Below are 19416 nucleotides of genomic sequence, written 5' to 3' on the forward strand. Positions count from 1 at the left end.
TATAATAGATTGTGATTCGTGTTTATAGTTATGACTAATATCCACGATGTGAATCAAATAATCAAGTCATTTCGATGGGTATATAAAAATCAACTATCGCAATACCTTCAGGGTGTTCGTTGAAATTATTATGATAGATTTCAAAAGGATCTTGTTCTGCTTTTTTATATCCATTTTCATTCATCCATAGAAACATTCCGGTCCATGCTTTCTCAAATTCATTAGGGCTGATTTCAAAATGACCTACAATGCACTTTTGAGGAGAAAACGAACTTAATGCTATAGTACCATCTACAGTTTCGTCTTTTTGAAGAAGTATTGAAGCACTCATCCTTACCTTATTGGGTTCAGTGATCTTAAAACTATCATGATAAACGGTCATCATTTTTACCTGATCATGCATTAACCCTTTCGGTGTTGCCCATTGTATCAGTTGTTGAAAAGCATTACCAAGGTTTTGAGGTCCGATACATGAAACGTATGCGTAATTCATTTTTGGTAATTCTACAATTTCAATTTTTGTATTCATAGTAATCCATTGTCTTAAATTATTAATGATACAAAGGTATTTTTCATTATTCGGATACTCTTGTCCATTCTTGCTATTGACTTGTCTAATCTTGCTATGTCTACGATGATTGAGTTTGATAAATGCAGTAGGACTCTCTTTGAAATATTTTTTAAAAGCTTTTGAATAGGAAGAAGCATCACTAAAACCATAATGATGAGCGATTTCAGATATACTTATATTTTTATGTAATAAGTCTGCTGCAGACTTCTCAATCCTTTTTCTTTTCACATACTCATTTAACGTCTCACCTGTAATCAGTTTAAAAATTCGGTGAAAATGGAAGGGTGAGAAATAGGCAATTTCTGCTACTTTATCTAATGATAAATCATTGCCTAGATTCTTATCTATAAATGTAAAGACTCTATTGATTCTGTTTCTATAGTCTTCCTGAAGTTCTTTTTCTTTATTGGTTTTCAACTAATAGTGCTTAGTTTGTGAAATAGATTTTCCTTGAAAATTAAACGTACTTAACGTAAGGTTTTTTACTTCTTACTTTCCATTTTTCTTTTTGTAGCATCGGTTGTCCATCATAGTCTGTAGCAGGTTTTCCTAAGCATATATATCCTAAACTTCTCCAGTTTTCTGGCACTTCAAATAAGTTCTCGAACTTCTTATAATCTAAAATCGAGACCCATCCTGCACCATAACCTTGTTCTGTTAGTGATAACCATAAATTTTGTACTGCACAGGCACAACTCCATTCCAGTGTACTTGTATTTCCAATGGTTCCGATAGTGAAGGAATCTAAAGTACTCGTATCACAAAATATAGCGATACCAATAGGTGTTTCTTCAATAGCTTCAAGCTTTAACGAGTTATACAGTGCTGTTTGTTTTGAATCTGTAATTTGAGATTCTGCTTTTGTATTGGATTCCTGGAATAAGTCTTTAATCTCTTTTTTTCTTTCTTGAGACTTGACAACGATAAACCTCCAAGGTTCTGATAAACCTACTGACGGAGCTGCATGTGCAGCATCTAACGCTTTTTCTAGTACCTCTGCCGGTAAATCATCTTGTGTGAAATGCCTTGTATCTCTTCGTTTATATATGCAATCGTATAAGTCCATATCCTGAGTGAAATAGTTGAATTTTATATGAAAGATCAATTATGGTTACTAAGCTAAGAACAAGATGGAAGTATACCTAATCTAAAGAAATCTATACATCGCTGTATCTACTCGATTGACATAAAAAAATAGCCAACAATTTTACTCGTTGGCTATAGATTCTATTCACTAAAAGATGATACACTCACACACTGTATCAAGTCTTTTTACTCATTAATTATAGGTAAGTTTGAAGCTGCCTTCAGCCACTTTACCATTACTAAAAGTTACTTTATATCCGTAGGCAGGAATGATCTCACCCTCTTTAGTTTTTTGATAGACTGGTCCTAAATTGACAATCACTTCTGTACCTGAAGAGAATTTTGATCGTTGTAATTTAAAATCATCACTGATGTATTCATGGTCTGTTAACTCCGCAAAGAACGTTTCTCTATTTACAGGGCTAACCACTTTATTTGCGATTTGAATCATTTCTTTCATTCCTTCAAACTCATAAGGAGAGAAGAAAATCGTCGTACCCATACCGAAAAGAATATTTCGTAGAGATTTCACTCTAAAATCACCATTAATTGAGATCTGGTTATCAGGATCCTGAATCTTACCAAAGATGGCAATAGCATCATGGTAAACTAAATTGAACAATGGTGCTCTATGAGAGAACTGTACTAAGTTCGGGTTGGGTAGGTAAGTAAGACCTTCGAACATATCGAAATAAGGTATAAATTGCTGTTGACCATGCTCAGTACCATTAACTAAATTAAGCGAATCTATATATTTAGCGAGGTTAAATAAACCAGTGTTGTCTTCGTCAGGGAAAGTAGCAAATGAAATATCAGTGATATCTGCTTGTAATTCTAAAGCGGCAATTTCTTTGTGTAAACTCTTTTTCGCAAGCCCTAATTGTTTGTTCTGATCAATATTGGCCCATCTACTTCCTGTATTTTTTAGTTTACCTTCTTTGTCTTTAGCAAACAGTTCAGTGTTGAATTCTGGATCGTTTTCTAATGTTGCAGAGTAAGCATGATATGAAGAGTATAAATAACCATATTTTTTCGTTAGGTCTACTGCTTTTTTCAACTCTTTTACACCTCCAAGATTTTCATTAATTGGCCAACAGTTAGGAACAAAATTAGAGAATACACCCCAAGCATGGAAAAATGCATTGTCTACGCCTAATTCATCATGAGTTGTTTTAATAATATCTTGTAACTCTTTAAATGTAAAGGCCATACCAGGCATTTCCACATAGTGAGGATAACCTCCATATACTCCCATATAGATAGCTCCTTGTAGTTTTTCTACATTTGGATCTCTTTTCGCTTTTTCTTTTAGAGAGACAAAGTAACCATCTTTAATTGCTTCCTTTCTGTAAGCTTTTGCCATATCCACATGGGTTCCTTTTGGAATAAACTCATAGGTAATAAGTTTTCTTTCTTTTTCTCTATTGATCTTCCAAACAGGATCTAAAAAGGCAATGCGCTTGTAAGGTGACATTTCTCCTTTACTATTAAATAAGTATTGCCCATTGTTATTGATATTGTAGAACATATCTGGTCTAGCAGAAACATCGACAATACCCACTACAGCTGTTTTTTCCGTATGCGTTCCCCACCATGGCATAGTAAGCCCGATACCATTATTAAATAAAGGTAGCTTACCACTCGTTTTTCTATAATAGGTAGCGTCGTCCCACATACAGAAAGAACCTCCGTTCATTGGAGAAATAAATGAAGGACAGATAACTCCTTGTTTCTGAGGGATAACTGCAGCACCTTTGTCGACATCTGTCTCTAAACTAAATGCTCTTGTAGGGTATCTTAACTCCATTAAATTGTAGTCGCCCTTATTCACAGAAAGTACTTCAACTTCTAACTTTGCATCACTATCTACTAAACGTAATTCCGTTTTGATTTCAACACCTTTTGCAACGTCACCATTAGGAAAAACAGGATTGATAAAAGACAAAGCAATACTATGATCACCTTCTTTCTTAACAGTCACTTTTTTACTTTCAGAGATATTTAGATATTCTATTTTCCCTTTGTTTTTTATTGTAAGCAATCCTGCAGAATTTACCCAAGGATCATCTTTCCAAAGGTGGTTTGTTTCTTTTTCAAGAACTGTAAATGATCCTGTTTTTTCATTTACAGTTACCTTGAGTTTATTGTTTTCTATAACTGTCTGAGGAGCCTCGTTAAATGGATTGCCATGCGTTAAAAATGTCCCTAAGTTGAAAATTAGAATCATTAATATTTGCATGAAATTTTCATTTCGTTTCATAAATCTTCGGTATTTATATGGATGATTAGATTGATGTAAATCAACAGTTGTAAAATTAGGTCGAGGCCGAAAATTGGATGTTGCTATCAATATTATTTTTATTGCTTTAAATACTTTTTTGATAGAGAACCTTTAAAATAGCCTTGTAATTAAGGTTTTTTAATAAGTTTGACGTCTCTATCTATTGAAAAATAAAAATTGGTGATGATAAAGAATCTGAAGAGATAAGGGATGCGGTTTTGAAGTTTTTCCTATAAAAAGAGAAAGTATTGCATTATAAAAAATATGCCCTGTAACAAATAGCTACAGGGCATGATTAGATTAAATAGCCTTTATGATTATAACTTAATAATCATTATTTCCGACTGTAAATTCTGATTCAGATTTTTCACTTGACCAATTATCAATTGATATACTCATTTTATATTTTCCTGGAGCTAATCCTTGAGGAACTGTGGATTGAAGAGTTGTACTATTACTGTAGGTGGCAAGAGCAGATCCTTTTTGTACATCATTCTGATAGAAAATTACATAACGATTAACACTTTTATCTACTTCTAAATTATTAGCTGTAATTGTAAGTAATTCACCAGAGGAACCACTTTGAGGGGTGAAATAACTAATTTCAGGGCGATGTATAATGTCTAATGGTGCACTATTAATACTTTGTACACCATTACTAATAACATATAAAGTACCGCTTTTAGCTTCTTTTGGCACTGTAACAGTTAGTCTATTTGTGGAAACGGTTGAAGGTGTAGCTTCAGCTCCACCTGTGAAATACACTTTATTTTCATTGATATTGTCGCTAAATCCATTTCCAGTAATCGTAAGTGTTCTATTTTCTCTTATTGAGGTAGTATTCAAACTGATATTAAGAGGAGTGATCTGTAATTTATTTAAAGATCTAGTACTTCGAATACCGTTAGAGATAACATGCACAAAACCTTCTTTTGTTCCTAATGGTATGGTGACAGTAATGCTATTTTCTGTTGAAGAAATAGGCGTTACTGGCATTGAAACTCCACTGAAAGTTACTTGGTTATCATCATTATTACTACTGAAGTTCTTGCCACTAATGATAATGTTTTGATTAATCATACCAGTTGAAGGCATACTAGTAATTTCAGGAACTGGAAGAATTGTAAGGCTTTGCTCAGAATAAAAGCTTGATTTTTTAGAAATAGTCAATTTTACTTGACCAGACCTTGCATTATCAGGAACCGAAAAAACAGCAGATGTAGTAGTGGAGCTAATCGACCTAGCCACCACTCCATTAGCAAAGATCAACGCATTATCGTAAGGATTAAAGTTCAGCCCTGTTACAGTAATGTTTTCACCAGTTCTAACGGTATCAGGACTAATTGATGTGATTTGTGGTATTCTACCTGATGAGAAATTACACCCAAGTCTTATTAAATAGGGAGAAGACTTGTTTGTTTCAAATGTCGTAGCTTCCCCATCTGGAATTATGTTTCCCATACAGTCAACGATATATGCTTTATTAAAATAACCTGATGGATTGATATTTTGTTGTGTGGAGGTCCAATAAGCAAAGTTACATTGGCTCCCAGTAAAAGGACTTGGTCCCGGTCTTGGACAAAGTGCTCCCATTTGTCCACTTGGGTTGATGACATTTTGAACAATGGCTGCCATTTCATCACTACTTGGCAAAAACCAATTGCCTCCTGTTTCTTTCGAATAATTGTAAGCTAACAAAGCAGCATAAGAATAAGTAGAGTCTTGGAAGTAACTTCCTGTTATTCCATATTTCGCAATAATTAATGCTGTGTTTAGTACTCCTGTTCCTATTGCTGAGCTTGTACCAGGAACATTAATACTTGCACTATCCATCGATGCCTTTACTGTCACCCATGAAGCACCTATTTTAGTTACTCTAGAATCTGTTGTAATAAATCCATTTCCTTTTAATGTGTCTAGGTAGGCAATAGGATATTTACCTAAATAGTATTTACCATAAATTTGACTCAGTTGTATACCAGGACAAGATTGAAAAATCTCAAAAGGACTTTCTCCTTCATCTAATCTGTTTTGGATGTTTTCATCAGTACAATTGGATGCATTTTGTGCATTAATAGGGGAATGATTTAGTAAAAATAAGCTTAGCAATAAGCCATAGAGAAAATTGCTAGTAAGAGAATTATTCATAGCGTAGTAATAGTTTATTTAATAAATATTTAGTCTTGGCTATTTAATCAAATGGCAAATATGTGTTTAGAGTAGTTAGAAATCAACTATTTATTTAAAGATTTAGTGAAATTCATTTTTATATAACCTAAATAAATATTCTCCATTGCTAAGGAAATGAGGGTTATGTTGTCATTTTTTACTTTAAGGATAAAGGATATAAATGGTTATTGATTCGTCTCCTAACATTTAAAACACTTCTATGGTTACGGGTAATATAAACTAGGGTTACATATAAAAAGAAATGCCAATTATCTACTTAATAAATAATTGGCACAGGTAATATTGATAAGAATGAGTTAATAGTTCTGTTGTTTGTTTTTAGATAAACCGATCAAACTAGAAACGATAGCTAAGGAAGAAACAATTGTCATCAGAGTTCCCGGAGCAAATCTTACATACCCCCCTAAATCCATAAATAAAAAATAACCTACATCGGCTAAACCTCCTGTTAAGATGGCTAATAAGATCGCATTTTTATTTCCCTTCCAAATGAATATTGAACATATAAAAGTGGTGACTCCAATCCACAAAAGATTAAATCCATGTTGACCAATAATAGCTCCTGTAGCATTGGGATAATTTGCTTTTAAAGAATTTGGATCAATTGCGTCTGCAATTCCACTCACTGCACCTACTATGTCTCCATTTAAGATGGCATAATCAGTAATTACTCCGGCCATAATGTGGACGAAACCCCAAATCAACCATAAAACCGATGATACTTTGAAATAGATTTTCTTATTGTTCATAATGTTATTTTTTGTTTTTACCTGATACAAAAGTCGTATCTGCCTAAAACCTATGCATTATGATTTCATAAGAATTCAAGAAATATTATTCTTTTTTTGATCGTTTTGCTTTTGCCGCACTTAATGTCTCTGGTGTAACACCAAGGTAAGAGGCTATCATTTTTTGAGATACTCTCTGAACGATATTCGGGTAAGTTTCTATAAAATGCTCATACCTTTCTATAGCGTTTGTACTGATCAGCATTATGATACGTTCCTGAAGCACCTTCATTCTTTTGGCGAGCGGTTCGATATTATCTTTCTCCTTTTCTAACTCTTTGGGTAGTACTATAATTGTTGAGTCTTCGAGAGCATCAATAAATAATACAGAAGGTGAAGTAGGTGCACAGGAATCTGCAATAATCCAACCTTCAGGGGCAAACATAAAAATATTTTCATGTCCATTTTTATCAATGGAATAACTTCGTAGTAGTCCATTCTTTACTTTATAAATTTTACTATTTATTTCACCACTATGTTGAAGAATTGTCCCTTTTTTTACCTTGATTTCCTGCATTATTTATTCATCGATTAAAACCTTTATGATTATACTAAAATAGCCAAAATTATGCCTTGTAAAGAATTACACTTCAAAAGTACGTCATAATTGTGACGTATTTTTATTGTAGTACATTTTTAGTATTTACGTTTTTCTATCAATTACTTTGGCGATAGTATTATGTCACAAACTATTGAATATGAAACGTCTTATTACTCTATTAATGGCTTTATTTTTAAGCTATGCTGTCTTTGCTCAAGATAAATTACTAACCTTTAATGTGGGTTATGGGCTATCTAGTATGTCTACGAAAATCAATGAATACAAGGGGTTTGATCCTGGTACATGTGGAAATATTGGTTTGTATTATAATCACAGTCCAAAATGGTCATTTGGGGCAGAAATGTCATATTCATTTGCTTTTGTTGGTAATTATGTTGATACTAATAATGGTGGTTCTGGTTTGACCTTTATCTCTTATTTTAGTCATTACCTTCTAAAAACAAGGTATTTTCTTGGTCGAAAAAAAGTGAAAACACATGTAGGTTTAGGTGTCGGTTACTTTGATATGAGACCTGCTGTTGTTAGGGTAGAGGATAACTTTTATAACCATCACCCTATTAGTGCAATTGGTTTTGTCCCAGAATTTGGTTTACATATTTACTTCTTTGAGTTGACAGTATTATATAGCATGGCTCCAAATACGGTAATCGGAGAAGATTTTAATATGTCTTATTCAAATTTTCAAATCAGAGCAAACTTCAATATCAATTTCATCAAAAAGAAAAAATAACTTCTTTGATTTATAAAGTTAATGAAATTTGTAATACTTTTTATTTATGTAATGAATAATTACAATACTTATTACTGTTAATGCTGCACAGCCAAGTATCCATGTTGCTATCAAAGAATACCACTTATAGGATGCTTGGTGTACAGTTTCTTCAGAAAATAGATCACTGATTTTGATATTAATATTTCCCTTTGCTAGTTCATCTTTTACATGAAGTATGACAACTTCCTCGTATTCATGTTGGTAGTATAAGTAGATAATTCCTCTTTGTAAATCAAAAATATTGGAATATAAAGTTCGACTAAAAATACCTTCCTGATGAACGCGGTCAAGGATATTCTTAAAGAATCTGATAGTGATATCATTCTCTTTTGTAATCGTATTAAGCATCTCTTCAGAAACAGTGTACCTGTGGCAGGGATATTCTAATGCATTATTTGGATTTGCCTTATTGTAATTCGTAGAAATCAAAAAATGGGCGTCTTTATTCTTTCTAGTAAAAGCAAGCTCACCAGATTGATCTACACTCATGACCACAGCATCACCTTGAGCATCGGCAAAATTTAATTGATAACCGACGCCCTCTGATGAAGGGTACCAGTTATTCTTTTGATATTTTTGTGCAATATCAATCGCTTCTTGAATAGTAGCCGCTTTTCTTAGAATTAAAACAGGTAACCAAATCTCATATTGATCATAAGGTACATCATAATGGGGTGGTTGAAGTAATTCTTTATGAAGATTGATCTTTACATCAGGAAGAGCATTGGCATCAAAACAAAGCCCTTTTTCATTAATGCCTCCCTGATGTGAGTAATCTTTAAAGCCTAAATATATACAACCATAATTTCCACCTGTGGCTGGTTCTGTCCATAAATACGTATCGGGGTCAAAGTAATCTTCATTATTACCAAATAATGTTTGATCACCAATAGAAGCCGAGAATATAGTACAAGAACCTGGAACAGGATCAGAGATTTTATTTTGTATTCCAATTGATGAAATAAAAAGTAAAAGAAATGAGAGCGATATTTTCATGCTACATGCAAAAGTCAATTTTTATCATAAGATGAAGTCTTTAGTTATCAGAATGATTTAGACTATTTACCTTGCTTCAATCGTAAATGAAGCCGTTAAACCAACACTGAAATTTCTCGGTAGTTTATCAACCCCAAAAATGGCTCTTGAATGTTCTCCCTTTTCCTCTAACACTTTTATAAAAATATCAGAAGCACCATTGACGACAATTGGAGAGTCATCCCAATCATGGCCAGATTGAAAATAAGCATCGATATGATTTAATCCTATAATGTTCTCAAAACCTACTTTTTTGTCGATTTGTGATAAAACATTTAAAGCACAAAGTTGCATGGCTTGATATCCTTCTTGAGTAGAAATTTCCTCACCTAATTTCCCTTGATACAAATATTCTTCATTGTGTATTGGAAATTGAATAGCAATGTAAGCAATATTGCTCCTTATATTAACAGATACATAACTTCCCCCAGGAGTTGAAGGGAAAGGAAGTTGGAGTCCTAGTTTATTTAAGTTTTCTAAGGGTGTCATAATAATAGCTAAAAGTTGGATTCCCACTAAATTAGCAAATGACTTTTACTTGTCAATTTATGACAAAGGGAAATGTCTATACGTCAAGAAATTGATGGATATTCTCCACAAAGTCTTGGGGGTTATCTTCCTGAACGTAGGTTTTTGCATTTTCAATTTTCACAAATTCCACATTTGGAAAAATATTTCTAATTCTTTCACCTAACTCCAAAGGGAACATGTCTAGGTCATCCATTCCCCATAAAATGAGAACAGGCTTATTGAATTCTTTTAGATCTGCAGCAGCCTTTTCTGTATACTTTGGGTTCCAACCGAGAACAAGACGTTTAAAGTTTTCCCTTATTAAGTCATCAGCAACAAAGTGCTTTGCATAATGTTCATATAATTCCTCGGGGTTTAAAGCATTACTTAGGAGGCCAAAAGATAAGTCCCATTTCAATGAAGGCTTATACTGAAACAATTTCGACATGGTCCATAAGTACCCAGGAACTTGAACCATAAATTGTAAACTCTGAAATTTTTTAGGTGGGAAAATCTCAAATCCTTCGCAGTTACTGATTACTAGTTGAGAGATCATCTCTTGATGTTTTGACGCAAAGATTTGAGTATATGCGCCACCTGTATCGTTACAGATAATCGCAGCTTTTGAGAGGTTCATTGCCACAAAGAATTGATAAATGAGATCCGAAATACCGTTAGGAGAAAGGTCTACTTGTTGAGAAACGGCTACTTTATGTCCTCCAAATGGCCATTCTGGGACAATACATCTATATTTTTTTGAGAGTGATGGAATGATCTTTCTCCAAGTTTGGCCACTTGAAAGGGTTCCATGGATAAAAATGAGAGACTGACCAATTCCATATTCTTGGTATTCAATTGTGTTTCCGTTGATTTTGACGTTTTTCATAGTGCTACTGTTTGATGTTAATAATGTAAAGTTGCCTATGAAAAATCGAAACTTTTAGACGGTAGTGTACAATTGCCCAATGAGTTGTTTTGTAGTGTCCTGAATCCCTTTCATATATTCTCCAAGAAACTTATGGTTGAGGTTGTCTTCATTGATTTTCATATAAAAATCATCAATAACGATTTGAAATATTGCGTTAAGCTGAGTTTTTGTTAACGGATGATAGATATCTTGTGCCCATGCCATTTCTGAAAAATTTCCAAGAATGGTTTTTGACTTAGAAAGTACAACCTGTGCTTGTTTTTCTTTCTGATGAATTCTTAACTGACGTTGAAATAATAGGTCTATTTTGTGCTCGATAAAAATATCAATTAAATCAGGGTGGATCTTTTCACAATTTCTCTCCTTTTCTGCTATGATCTTGCATTGTTCTAAATGATATCGAAAAAGGTCATCAATAAAACATTCTAGGTCAGCAAAGTAATGATAAAAGGAAGATTTACTTACCCCAACAACCTTTGCCAATCGTTCTACCTTTAAACCATTTGGTCCTTCAGTAGAGTAGACTTTATAACCTGCATTAATCCATAGCTGCTGTTTTTCCATCTTATTGGGTTGTTTATTTTTCATTAAAGAGCCTGACAACATCTTCTAATATAGTGGAACTATTTATTTCATAAAAATATTTCAATTGCCACGATTGAGTTTTCTTAGCTTGTTGATTTAGAGTTACATCCCATTTAGGGTATACTCTGAAACCTCTTTTGCCATCTTTATTTTTAGTAGATAAAATCCCTTTCTGTATAAGTACACTTTTAGGGAAAACAAATTGCCCAAAATGATTTTCCTTTCTTACATTAACCGTAAAGAAATCAATTGAGTCATTTTCCTTAAAAGGTGTTGTAATACCATTGATGTCTCGCCTCCAAAAGGTGACAAATTGCCCTACTTTTTTAGGCGTAATTTTAGCACTTCGATTGATAATTTTCTTTCCATCTAAATCAAATTGACAAGCCTCATATTCTTTCCCTTCTGCCTCTTCATGGTAATTGGAAATAGTAAAAGAACACTTATCGTAAATAGCTAACTTGATATGAGTTAAGTTTTCGTTCATTTGTTTCAGCTTCAAATTAAAGTGGTATGATACACTCAATAATCGTTCTATTTTAATCTGTATAGAAAGTATTTATAGTGTTAATTGTCTATGTAATTGAAAATATAAATGTGTTTTATTTTTATGAAATTCTATAATTTTATTGGAGAACAAGAATTTTAACATGAAGAATAAATTAATTATTATTTCTGACTTATGGGGAAGTCAAAAAGCCCAATGGTTAACTAACTACACAAAAATTTTAGAAACTAATTTTGATATTACTTTTTATGATTGTTGTAAAATAGGTAAGGTAGATATAACTAACTATAGCCAAGAAAATTTACATCATCAGTTTATTGATGGAGCGATTGATGAGGCTGTAGATTATTTAGTTCAAAATGAAAGAAACCTAGTTGATATACTAGCTTTTAGTATTGGAGGTGTTATTGCTTGGAAGTACGGTTTAAGAACTAATAATATAAAGTCGTTGACTTGTATTTCATCAACAAGGTTGAGAAAGGAAACAAAGAGACCAAAAGGGAGAATAAAACTTCTATTCGGTGAAAATGATGAATTTAAACCTAATCATGAGTGGGTAAATAAAATGGAACTTGAATGTGAAATTATAAAAGATAAAAACCACCTGATGTATACAGAAACTGAACTAGGAGAAGTTTTTAGTAGACAAATTAATTTTTTAAACCTGAGTAATAGTCTTTAAACTTGAGTTCTTTATTTTTGAATTATTTATAATTATTTTCAGATAATGGAATTTGATATAGAAATCTGGATTGATAAACTTAATAGTAACGTTCCTCAAAAATATTATAGACGAAACCATGCTCAATGTACCTTCGTCACATATATTAATCACTCAATAATTTTAGTTAAAGGCAAACATTATAATGGATCTTTTATGTTTTTAAAAAGGGCTTGTGAATATTTAGAAAACCATAAAGACATTTTTGATGACTCATATTTTGTGATTTCTACTAAATACTTAATAAACCTTTTTAGTTATCTAGTTAATAATCATTTAGTTAGTGATGACTTGTTGTTTAGGTATAAGGAAAAAATCGCACATTCATTGAATAGTTTTAATATAGATCTTGATACTTAATTCAAAGGTCAAGTAGGCAAACCAAAACTATCTCTTACTCCCTTCCTTACATACTTATGGCAATGGATGTATTTGATTGGCTATTGCATACACCACTAAACCTACAGTATTCTTTGCCCCAACTTTATCAAGAATTCTTTGTCGATGATTTTCGATGGTGCGTTTACTGAGAAATAGTTTTTCAGCAATTTCTTGGTTAGTATTTTCCTGACAAATCAGTTTTACCACCTCAATTTCTCTTCCCGATAGCTCTTCTATGGGACTTAGCGAAATCTTTTTGGAACCGCTATTCATATACTGAATAAGCATTTCTTTGTCGGATTCAGTAAAATAAATACCTGATTGGTGTACTGATTCAATAGACGTTACCAAGAGTTGTTTATTGGCATTTTTTGGAATGAATGCAGAGACACCCAACTTAATCATATGCCCAACAATATTACTTTTGTAATGAGATGAAAGTACAATAACTTTTAGATCTTGGTACTTATCTTTTATTGATTCTACTAGTTCAAAACCATCCATTGGTTTCATCTGAATATCAATTATTGCAATATCTAGAGGTGTAGATGATTCTTTTTTATCAAGGTATTCAAGAAACTCCAAACCATTGTTGGCTGTTGTAATTACATTGATATTATCGACATTCGAGAATATAAGTGATATGCCTTCTATAAATAATGCCTCGTCGTCTACGAGTGCTACGTTGATGATATCTTTCATTTCTTTGGATGTACTATTATTAACCTAACTCCTTTCTCAGTTTTACTTTTCCATTTACTGTAAGCTTCAATGGATTGGATACGACTATTTATATTCTCAAGTCCCATTCCTTCTTGAAGTTGCTCCTGATCAAACCCAATTCCATTATCTGATAAAACGACAGCTAACGCATTTTCCTGATCTCTTAGGTGGATGACCATTTTTGTCGCTTTAGCGTGCTTGATCACATTACTTAAAAACTCCTGTATAATTCGATAGATTTGAAGTTCAAACGATATATCTCTTTGTTTATAGTTTTGATGCACAAGATCTATAGACAAAGAATGATTTACATTAGAGACCAATGCCTCTAGAGTGAGAATAAGCCCAAACTTTTCTAAGTTCACTGGGTACAAGGAGTGAGATATTGTTCTAGTCGTTTCTATTAGTTCTGGTATTTGCTGAACAATAATTTCCTTAGATCTCTCACTATTCCAAGTATCTTCATTGTTAATCCAAAGAGAAAGAATATTCAGTTTGTTTCCCACATCATCATGTAAGACTTCCGCTATCCTTTTTCTTTCATTTTCTTGAACTATGGTTTGTTGTAATGCGACTTCCTTTTGGTGTTCTATTTCTAATCGATATTGAATGGTTTTCTCTTCTAATATTTTTTTGATGAAAGCTCTATATAATTGAAAAGTAAATAAAATGATTATTGTAAGTACGATAATCAAAACGACTATATATTGGACTTTGATGACCATTGGATTTGACTATAAAAAGTATAAACAAAACTACCGTATAACACAGTACTAAGAATATTATTTATAACCCAAATAATAATATTCTGATCCGTCAGTTGGTTCATGACCATAAATAAGAATAACGATACGCTATAGTATAAAAACAGAAATGCATGAACGATAGTCGAAGGACCATTATTCTTCAATTCATTGATGTTTTTAATCAATAGGTATGCAGCAAAACAGATGATAGTTAAATGGGATATTATTTTACCATAACCTGTAGATGCATCATTATTGGTGAGCCATAGAACATAGGCTTCGATAAAGAAACAACAAGCAATAATACCTGTTATTACTTGCCATTTCTTTGTCGATTTTAATTCTGATAGGAATAAATTAATAACTACAAAAAACTCACCTCCAACATAAAAGGGATAAAGTTGTTGTGTTGATTCACTTTCGAGAATATAAATGGAGAAGAGAATCATCACCTCTATACCTAGGATAAAACCAATGTAGGCAGTATACCAAATACTAAGTTTAGTACTACTTAGTTTATCACTAATAATACCATTGATTAAAGCAATTGATAGGAAGGAACGAGATAATATGATAGATATAATTATTAAACTATCCATTCTGATTAAAACAGAGTGAAGCCAGATTTGTCTTTGCAAAGTGGAGGACACGGCTGCGACCAGTCCTGAGAGTTGGTTGGTGCTGCACTAAATCCAAGTTTTGCCCTTAATATTTCACCTGTTCCGCTATCTTTCTCAGATTGGGAAACAAAGATTAAGATGGGAATTTGCTTCTGGTAAATTGGAGAAAGTTTTAACCCAAAAAAGGCAATAACATCCCCTTTCTTGTTATCATCTCGATCAAGGTCTGACAATGGAACAGTAAACGTTCTGAAAATATTTCTACCACGGGAAGTACTGTATTCGTAGAAGAACCAATTAAGGCTTTCATTTTTCCACTTTTCAATATCATAAGCAGAAGCTTTTTCTGTAATTGTTGGTTCATTATGAACAGGTAGATTCACCTCTTTCCAGAATTTTGTTACCGCTAAATCAGCTGATAGTTTTGTTTTCGTAACAGTGGTGACAACTTCTGTTTCCACTAAAGTGATATCCTTTTTTAAAGCGGTTAAAGTTTTTGTCAGGTACTTTTCAAGAGCCTTTTCCTTTCCTTTTTTTGTTAAAGGAACAATGATGAGGACAAAATGATCATTGTGAACTCCAGCATACACATGAAAACTGTGGTTTTTGTTGTGTTCTCTAATCCAAGACTGATCAGATTCATCGAAACGAAAAACTTTAGTAGCATCTATAAGTGCTCTAATTTTTTCGAAGTCAGTTTTAGTTTTTTCCCATTTAAGAATTGCCTGTTTGCATTCTTCTCTTTTTAGTAGCATAGTTGAAAAATTTTATCTTTTAAAGATTGTAGTTAGAGTGAACTAGTAATAGTATAGTTTCGGATGTCTAGAAGTATGATATAACCTATTTAATAAATGGAATCATTTATTGGGTATACATATTCTATACTCTGTTAAAAGTAATTTAATTTTTAAAAGCATGCAATATTGTCTCTTTTTATTGTTGATGTACCGTAGATAAACTATCACAAGGTAATAAAAACCGAACGAGTTTTTCCTCTCTAAATACTGCATCATTTTTTTTAAAATATCCATTAGGTATAAATACTCAATTTCAGAAACCAGTATTCTTACTCTAAGATCGAACACCTAATATTCAGACATTTGTAATGTAATCAAAAGCAAAATATTCGATTGAGTAGCTACTATCAAACTTTTGTTACTATGGCGGAATCCGAAAAGCCAATATCAAATAGAGTAGGAATGCCATCAACTAATTTTTTACACAAATGAAAGGTCCACATTTAAATATTGGGTCCGATGCTGGATTCAAAGTCGATATTATGCTTTTAGCTGATAATACAGGTAGTATGGGTTCAGCAATTAATGATGTGAAAGCAAACTTTGTTAGTGCTTACCAACAATTGCTTACTTCAACAGATTGGGATGCAGAGGTAGGTGTCTCTTATTACAAAGACAGTACTGACTCGGATCCATTTGTTGTTCTACAAGAGATCACTAATGATGATGTTCTTCTACAATCAGCAGTAAATAATCTGAATGCAAGTGGTGGTGGAGATACTCCAGAAGGACAGCTATATGCACTGACTCAATTGTCTGAAAGAACAGTTACAGGTTGGAGACCTGGTGCAACAAGAATTATTTGTTGGTTTGGTGATCAACCTGGTCACGATCCGGTCACAATCAATGGTCAAACTTGTACGTTAGAAAGTACTTGTGAGGCTTTACTTCATACCAATACATTTGTATGTGCTTTCAGTATGGATCCTTCTAATAACTTAAATGGGTCAGAGCAACAAGCTACAGTAGTTACAAATAAAACAAATGGTGTGAATGATGGAGAATACGTTAAGTTTAATGTTGTTCAAGATGGAGTAGTTGACTTCATATTCAACTTTATCAAGAAACACACACCGTAAAGAATCAATTGATTTATAAATCAAAAAGCTACCCATCAGTATTTCAATAAAGGATACTGATGGATAGCGTCTTTACCCAATACTGTTCGAAGTGTTTGACTACAAATAGTTACACTTCGAACTTTTTGAGTTTATAAATTAAAAATGTGATGTTTTTTATTCTGCCATTTCTGGAAGTGAACTTTTATACATTGTAAAGAAGTAAAAGGGTAGAAACCCAAATGCAAAAACAAAAGCTCCTGTTAATAATAATATACTTGCCCCTTGTAGATGCATCACTTTAAATAAGCCAGATAAACCGGTAATTACTCCGGCAACAAGGCCTAAAATAATCTTTAACCTTACTGAAAGAGCTTTCTGAAGGGATACTTTATATTTATCAATCGCAAAAAGAGGAACAAAGACTAAAAGTAAAGCCAGGAATCCAAACATAAAGAGTTCTGTGGCCAATGGCATATGAAGTAGTTTAAACGTTACTCCTGCAGTTAAAGAAACTGATCCAATAAGTCCAATTAAATACATAAGCTTTTTCATGAGAATAAATCGTTTAGAGTTAAGTAAAAAAACTGTTTTATGTTGAATTTCAATCAAACCATTGGGTGCTAATTCCTTTACGGCATGATCCAATAATTGATCGAATGATTTTCCTTGTCCTAATTCACTTTCGACAACGCAGCACAAATGATCGATGATATCATCTCTAAGCGTTTGAATCTTAATTCCTTGATTATCGACAAGGTCTTCTATTATTTTTTCTTGTTCATTATTTAATTTCATGTGAGGTTAAGTTCTGGGAAGACAAGTTTATTGAGAGTGGCAAGAAAGTCCTTTAGTTCTTCTAAATATCGAACCTTTTCGGTTTTGCCTTTGGGAGTCAGAAAGTAATATTTTCTTACCCTTTTACCGTAGAACTCTTCTTGATAAGAGAGCAATCCATCTTTCGTCATTTTCTGTAAAGCAGGATATAGAGACCCATCTTTGAGTAAGATTTTTCCATCAGAAATTTCTTTTACCTTTTGAGAAATCTCATAACCATACATTCTTTCATTCTCTGATAATAGATTTAAAATAATCGCAGAGAGAGTTCCTTTTAATAGTTCTTTTGAGTACATAGAACAAATATACATAAAAATAAAATACATCATAATTCTATGTATGTAAAATTTAATAAATCACTGATATTTAATCTGATATCAGATTGCTTTTTTAGGAGGAAAGCATTACTTCTTGAATTTTAAGCTAAAAAAGGTAGGTATGGTAAAGTACTGTACTGAAATTCTAATTTAATTGGAGCGGGCAGAATATACAATCATCAATTGCCTTCTTGCTATATTATGGGCTAATTGTTTTGCTCTTTGTGCTAATTGATCATCGAATAAAGCATCAATTGTGGTAAACCATAATTCTAACCATCTTTCAAAATGTTCTGGCCCCATTGTATTCTTCATCATCTTGTCTGTTTTAATATGAGCTTGTACAGGATTACCAGTAAATGTCCTAACACCAAAGAGATTTGAGTACCAAAAATCGGTTAACTTTTCTAAGTGCTCGGGCCATTTTTCTTCTTGGATAGCCGTATTAAATATTGGTCCCAAAACAGCATCTTTTCGGATTCTATTGTAAAAAGTAAGCACAATCTTATTTACGTCTTCTCTGTTTTGAATTTCAGGCATACATTATTATTCTTAAATAAATTGAATTTGAAAAAGGCGATAAATCTCTATCATCTATTCGTTTATAAGTATTCCTTTTTCAGAATACAAATGTAGTAGTTCATTTTTGGTTTCAGTAATTGCGTCCAAAATGTTCTCTTTTATTTAAGAAATAATACTGTCCAAAATGCACTAGTTTATCTTTTTCAAAACCTTTAATACATTGAGTTTTTTATAAAAAGATATTAGACATTTATCTTATAATTCAGTGAAACTTCATCTCCGGTCATACCTCTAAATCCCCAATTTGAAGCGGGGCTTTCTTGGATAAGAATTTCTATATCTGTTGTAGATATACCAGTTTGCTCACTTATTTCTTTGAAGAGCAACTGAATAAGCTTTTTCTTAGTTTCTACGGTTCTTCCGGTAATCATCATAATTTCAATGATAATGTACTGATCAGTTCTTCCTTCAGGATAGTAAAAATCGTCTTTTTCTAAGTTAATAAAACGATGTGCTCGTTTGTTTTGGGGATATTGTAATGCTTCAACAACGCAAGCATGTATAATGTCTGAAAGTTGTTGCTTTTTACCATTTAAGTGGGACCTTAGTCCGTAAATTTTAATTTGAGACATTGTATTTAGTTTTAAGAGAGATTGTTTTTGAGAAAAAGCAAGTATGATTCCAACTTATTATCATCTCGACATTTAATCTAATTTTAATTAATGGAGTTTAGGAGTAGTGTAAAATTCATGTCTATTGAATTGATATTTAGTTACTTATGTTTATGTTTTTACGGGCTAAAAAATTAGTTTGATAAAAAATCACAAAAACATAGGCGATTCAAAAACTAAATCTATATTTGCGCCGCTGAAAATGAT

22 protein-coding genes are annotated in these 19416 nt (G+C 32.6%); 3 read left to right on the plus strand and 19 right to left on the minus strand.

Features of this window, described 5'->3' with window-relative positions; all coding sequences use genetic code 11:
• Positions 1-61: 61 nt before the first annotated feature.
• The 6 genes from HGP29_RS21560 to HGP29_RS21585 form a co-directional block, all read right to left on the minus strand.
• Entirely contained in the window at positions 62-988 is a 927-nt protein-coding gene (locus tag HGP29_RS21560) for an AraC family transcriptional regulator (protein WP_168884517.1), read from the minus strand.
• Between the two features lie 40 nt (positions 989-1028).
• On the minus strand, positions 1029-1637 hold the full coding sequence (bluB, locus tag HGP29_RS21565) for a 5,6-dimethylbenzimidazole synthase (RefSeq protein WP_168884518.1): 609 nt from the start codon (positions 1635-1637) through the stop codon (positions 1029-1031).
• Between the two features lie 213 nt (positions 1638-1850).
• Positions 1851-3917, minus strand: coding sequence for a hypothetical protein (locus HGP29_RS21570; RefSeq protein ID WP_211093375.1), 2067 nt, complete (start codon positions 3915-3917; stop codon positions 1851-1853).
• A gap of 345 nt (positions 3918-4262) precedes the next feature.
• Complete coding sequence (locus HGP29_RS21575) at positions 4263-6086, minus strand: IPT/TIG domain-containing protein (RefSeq protein ID WP_168884519.1); 1824 nt, start codon at positions 6084-6086, stop codon at positions 4263-4265.
• Positions 6087-6424: 338 nt separating this feature from the next.
• Entirely contained in the window at positions 6425-6877 is a 453-nt protein-coding gene (locus HGP29_RS21580) for a hypothetical protein (RefSeq protein WP_168884520.1), read from the minus strand.
• An 85-nt stretch (positions 6878-6962) separates the two neighbouring features.
• Positions 6963-7433 (minus strand): Crp/Fnr family transcriptional regulator, encoded by a 471-nt coding sequence (locus HGP29_RS21585; protein WP_168884521.1) that lies wholly within the window; start codon positions 7431-7433, stop codon positions 6963-6965.
• Positions 7434-7614: 181 nt separating this feature from the next.
• On the opposite strand from HGP29_RS21585, the gene HGP29_RS21590 reads away from it, so the two are divergent.
• Entirely contained in the window at positions 7615-8208 is a 594-nt protein-coding gene (locus HGP29_RS21590; RefSeq protein WP_168884522.1) for a porin family protein, read from the plus strand.
• 18 nt (positions 8209-8226) lie between these two features.
• Here the strand turns inward: HGP29_RS21590 and HGP29_RS21595 are convergent, their stop codons facing one another.
• From HGP29_RS21595 to HGP29_RS21615, 5 genes are all read right to left on the minus strand, one after another.
• Positions 8227-9246, minus strand: a complete 1020-nt coding sequence (locus HGP29_RS21595) for a C45 family peptidase (protein ID WP_168884523.1) — start codon at positions 9244-9246, stop codon at positions 8227-8229.
• A gap of 66 nt (positions 9247-9312) precedes the next feature.
• Positions 9313-9774: a RidA family protein gene (locus HGP29_RS21600; protein ID WP_168884524.1), complete on the minus strand. Its 462-nt coding sequence runs from the start codon at positions 9772-9774 to the stop codon at positions 9313-9315.
• Between the two features lie 76 nt (positions 9775-9850).
• Positions 9851-10681, minus strand: coding sequence for an alpha/beta fold hydrolase (locus HGP29_RS21605; protein ID WP_168884525.1), 831 nt, complete (start codon positions 10679-10681; stop codon positions 9851-9853).
• A 54-nt stretch (positions 10682-10735) separates the two neighbouring features.
• Positions 10736-11287, minus strand: a complete 552-nt coding sequence (locus HGP29_RS21610; protein ID WP_168884526.1) for a TetR/AcrR family transcriptional regulator — start codon at positions 11285-11287, stop codon at positions 10736-10738.
• Between the two features lie 13 nt (positions 11288-11300).
• Entirely contained in the window at positions 11301-11795 is a 495-nt protein-coding gene (locus tag HGP29_RS21615; protein WP_168884527.1) for a MepB family protein, read from the minus strand.
• Positions 11796-11958: 163 nt separating this feature from the next.
• On the opposite strand from HGP29_RS21615, the gene HGP29_RS21620 reads away from it, so the two are divergent.
• On the plus strand, positions 11959-12498 hold the full coding sequence (locus tag HGP29_RS21620) for an alpha/beta hydrolase (RefSeq protein WP_168884528.1): 540 nt from the start codon (positions 11959-11961) through the stop codon (positions 12496-12498).
• Between the two features lie 453 nt (positions 12499-12951).
• On the opposite strand, the gene HGP29_RS21625 is transcribed toward HGP29_RS21620, so the two are convergent.
• Genes HGP29_RS21625 through HGP29_RS21640 form a run of 4 tightly spaced genes read right to left on the minus strand, consistent with a single transcriptional unit; the run spans position 12952 to position 15762 of the window.
• Entirely contained in the window at positions 12952-13620 is a 669-nt protein-coding gene (locus HGP29_RS21625) for a response regulator transcription factor (protein WP_168884529.1), read from the minus strand.
• Entirely contained in the window at positions 13617-14366 is a 750-nt protein-coding gene (locus HGP29_RS21630; RefSeq protein WP_168884530.1) for a sensor histidine kinase, read from the minus strand. The genes HGP29_RS21625 and HGP29_RS21630 overlap by 4 nt, the downstream gene beginning before the upstream one ends.
• Complete coding sequence (locus HGP29_RS21635; RefSeq protein WP_168884531.1) at positions 14342-14986, minus strand: hypothetical protein; 645 nt, start codon at positions 14984-14986, stop codon at positions 14342-14344. Before HGP29_RS21635 ends, HGP29_RS21630 begins: the two co-directional genes overlap by 25 nt.
• A gap of 5 nt (positions 14987-14991) precedes the next feature.
• A complete protein-coding gene (locus HGP29_RS21640; RefSeq protein WP_168884532.1) occupies positions 14992-15762 on the minus strand; it encodes a hypothetical protein in 771 nt (256 codons plus the stop codon).
• Between the two features lie 470 nt (positions 15763-16232).
• Between HGP29_RS21640 and HGP29_RS21645 the strand changes: the two genes are divergently transcribed.
• The gene (locus HGP29_RS21645; RefSeq protein ID WP_168884533.1) at positions 16233-16883 is read left to right on the plus strand and encodes a vWA domain-containing protein; all 651 of its coding nucleotides are present in this window, start codon (positions 16233-16235) and stop codon (positions 16881-16883) included.
• Between the two features lie 156 nt (positions 16884-17039).
• Here the strand turns inward: HGP29_RS21645 and HGP29_RS21650 are convergent, their stop codons facing one another.
• From HGP29_RS21650 to HGP29_RS21665, 4 genes are all read right to left on the minus strand, one after another.
• On the minus strand, positions 17040-17660 hold the full coding sequence (locus tag HGP29_RS21650; protein ID WP_168884534.1) for a hypothetical protein: 621 nt from the start codon (positions 17658-17660) through the stop codon (positions 17040-17042).
• On the minus strand, positions 17657-17995 hold the full coding sequence (locus tag HGP29_RS21655) for a PadR family transcriptional regulator (RefSeq protein WP_168884535.1): 339 nt from the start codon (positions 17993-17995) through the stop codon (positions 17657-17659). Before HGP29_RS21655 ends, HGP29_RS21650 begins: the two co-directional genes overlap by 4 nt.
• A gap of 171 nt (positions 17996-18166) precedes the next feature.
• Positions 18167-18556 carry a group III truncated hemoglobin gene (locus tag HGP29_RS21660; protein WP_168884536.1) on the minus strand — a complete coding sequence of 130 codons (390 nt, stop codon included), beginning with the start codon at positions 18554-18556 and terminating at the stop codon, positions 18167-18169.
• Between the two features lie 224 nt (positions 18557-18780).
• Complete coding sequence (locus HGP29_RS21665) at positions 18781-19170, minus strand: tautomerase family protein (protein WP_168884537.1); 390 nt, start codon at positions 19168-19170, stop codon at positions 18781-18783.
• Between the last annotated feature and the right edge of the window lie 246 nt (positions 19171-19416).

The organism is Flammeovirga agarivorans (assembly GCF_012641475.1).
In the GTDB taxonomy this organism is placed as follows: Bacteria; Bacteroidota; Bacteroidia; order Cytophagales; family Flammeovirgaceae; genus Flammeovirga; species Flammeovirga agarivorans.

Excerpts from the sequence above, each read along its gene's own strand:
- bluB (WP_168884518.1), bottom strand. The coding sequence starts at position 1,637 with ATGGACTTATACGATTGCATATATAAACGAAGAGATACAAGGCATTTC.
- HGP29_RS21570 (WP_211093375.1), bottom strand. The coding sequence starts at position 3,917 with ATGAAACGAAATGAAAATTTCATGCAAATATTAATGATTCTAATTTTC.
- HGP29_RS21575 (WP_168884519.1), bottom strand. The coding sequence starts at position 6,086 with ATGAATAATTCTCTTACTAGCAATTTTCTCTATGGCTTATTGCTAAGC.
- HGP29_RS21580 (WP_168884520.1), bottom strand. The coding sequence starts at position 6,877 with ATGAACAATAAGAAAATCTATTTCAAAGTATCATCGGTTTTATGGTTG.
- HGP29_RS21585 (WP_168884521.1), bottom strand. The coding sequence starts at position 7,433 with ATGCAGGAAATCAAGGTAAAAAAAGGGACAATTCTTCAACATAGTGGT.
- HGP29_RS21590 (WP_168884522.1), top strand. The coding sequence starts at position 7,615 with ATGAAACGTCTTATTACTCTATTAATGGCTTTATTTTTAAGCTATGCT.
- HGP29_RS21595 (WP_168884523.1), bottom strand. The coding sequence starts at position 9,246 with ATGAAAATATCGCTCTCATTTCTTTTACTTTTTATTTCATCAATTGGA.
- HGP29_RS21600 (WP_168884524.1), bottom strand. The coding sequence starts at position 9,774 with ATGACACCCTTAGAAAACTTAAATAAACTAGGACTCCAACTTCCTTTC.
- HGP29_RS21605 (WP_168884525.1), bottom strand. The coding sequence starts at position 10,681 with ATGAAAAACGTCAAAATCAACGGAAACACAATTGAATACCAAGAATAT.
- HGP29_RS21610 (WP_168884526.1), bottom strand. The coding sequence starts at position 11,287 with ATGGAAAAACAGCAGCTATGGATTAATGCAGGTTATAAAGTCTACTCT.
- HGP29_RS21615 (WP_168884527.1), bottom strand. The coding sequence starts at position 11,795 with ATGAACGAAAACTTAACTCATATCAAGTTAGCTATTTACGATAAGTGT.
- HGP29_RS21620 (WP_168884528.1), top strand. The coding sequence starts at position 11,959 with ATGAAGAATAAATTAATTATTATTTCTGACTTATGGGGAAGTCAAAAA.
- HGP29_RS21625 (WP_168884529.1), bottom strand. The coding sequence starts at position 13,620 with ATGAAAGATATCATCAACGTAGCACTCGTAGACGACGAGGCATTATTT.
- HGP29_RS21630 (WP_168884530.1), bottom strand. The coding sequence starts at position 14,366 with ATGGTCATCAAAGTCCAATATATAGTCGTTTTGATTATCGTACTTACA.
- HGP29_RS21635 (WP_168884531.1), bottom strand. The coding sequence starts at position 14,986 with ATGGATAGTTTAATAATTATATCTATCATATTATCTCGTTCCTTCCTA.
- HGP29_RS21640 (WP_168884532.1), bottom strand. The coding sequence starts at position 15,762 with ATGCTACTAAAAAGAGAAGAATGCAAACAGGCAATTCTTAAATGGGAA.
- HGP29_RS21645 (WP_168884533.1), top strand. The coding sequence starts at position 16,233 with ATGAAAGGTCCACATTTAAATATTGGGTCCGATGCTGGATTCAAAGTC.
- HGP29_RS21650 (WP_168884534.1), bottom strand. The coding sequence starts at position 17,660 with ATGAAATTAAATAATGAACAAGAAAAAATAATAGAAGACCTTGTCGAT.
- HGP29_RS21655 (WP_168884535.1), bottom strand. The coding sequence starts at position 17,995 with ATGTACTCAAAAGAACTATTAAAAGGAACTCTCTCTGCGATTATTTTA.
- HGP29_RS21660 (WP_168884536.1), bottom strand. The coding sequence starts at position 18,556 with ATGCCTGAAATTCAAAACAGAGAAGACGTAAATAAGATTGTGCTTACT.
- HGP29_RS21665 (WP_168884537.1), bottom strand. The coding sequence starts at position 19,170 with ATGTCTCAAATTAAAATTTACGGACTAAGGTCCCACTTAAATGGTAAA.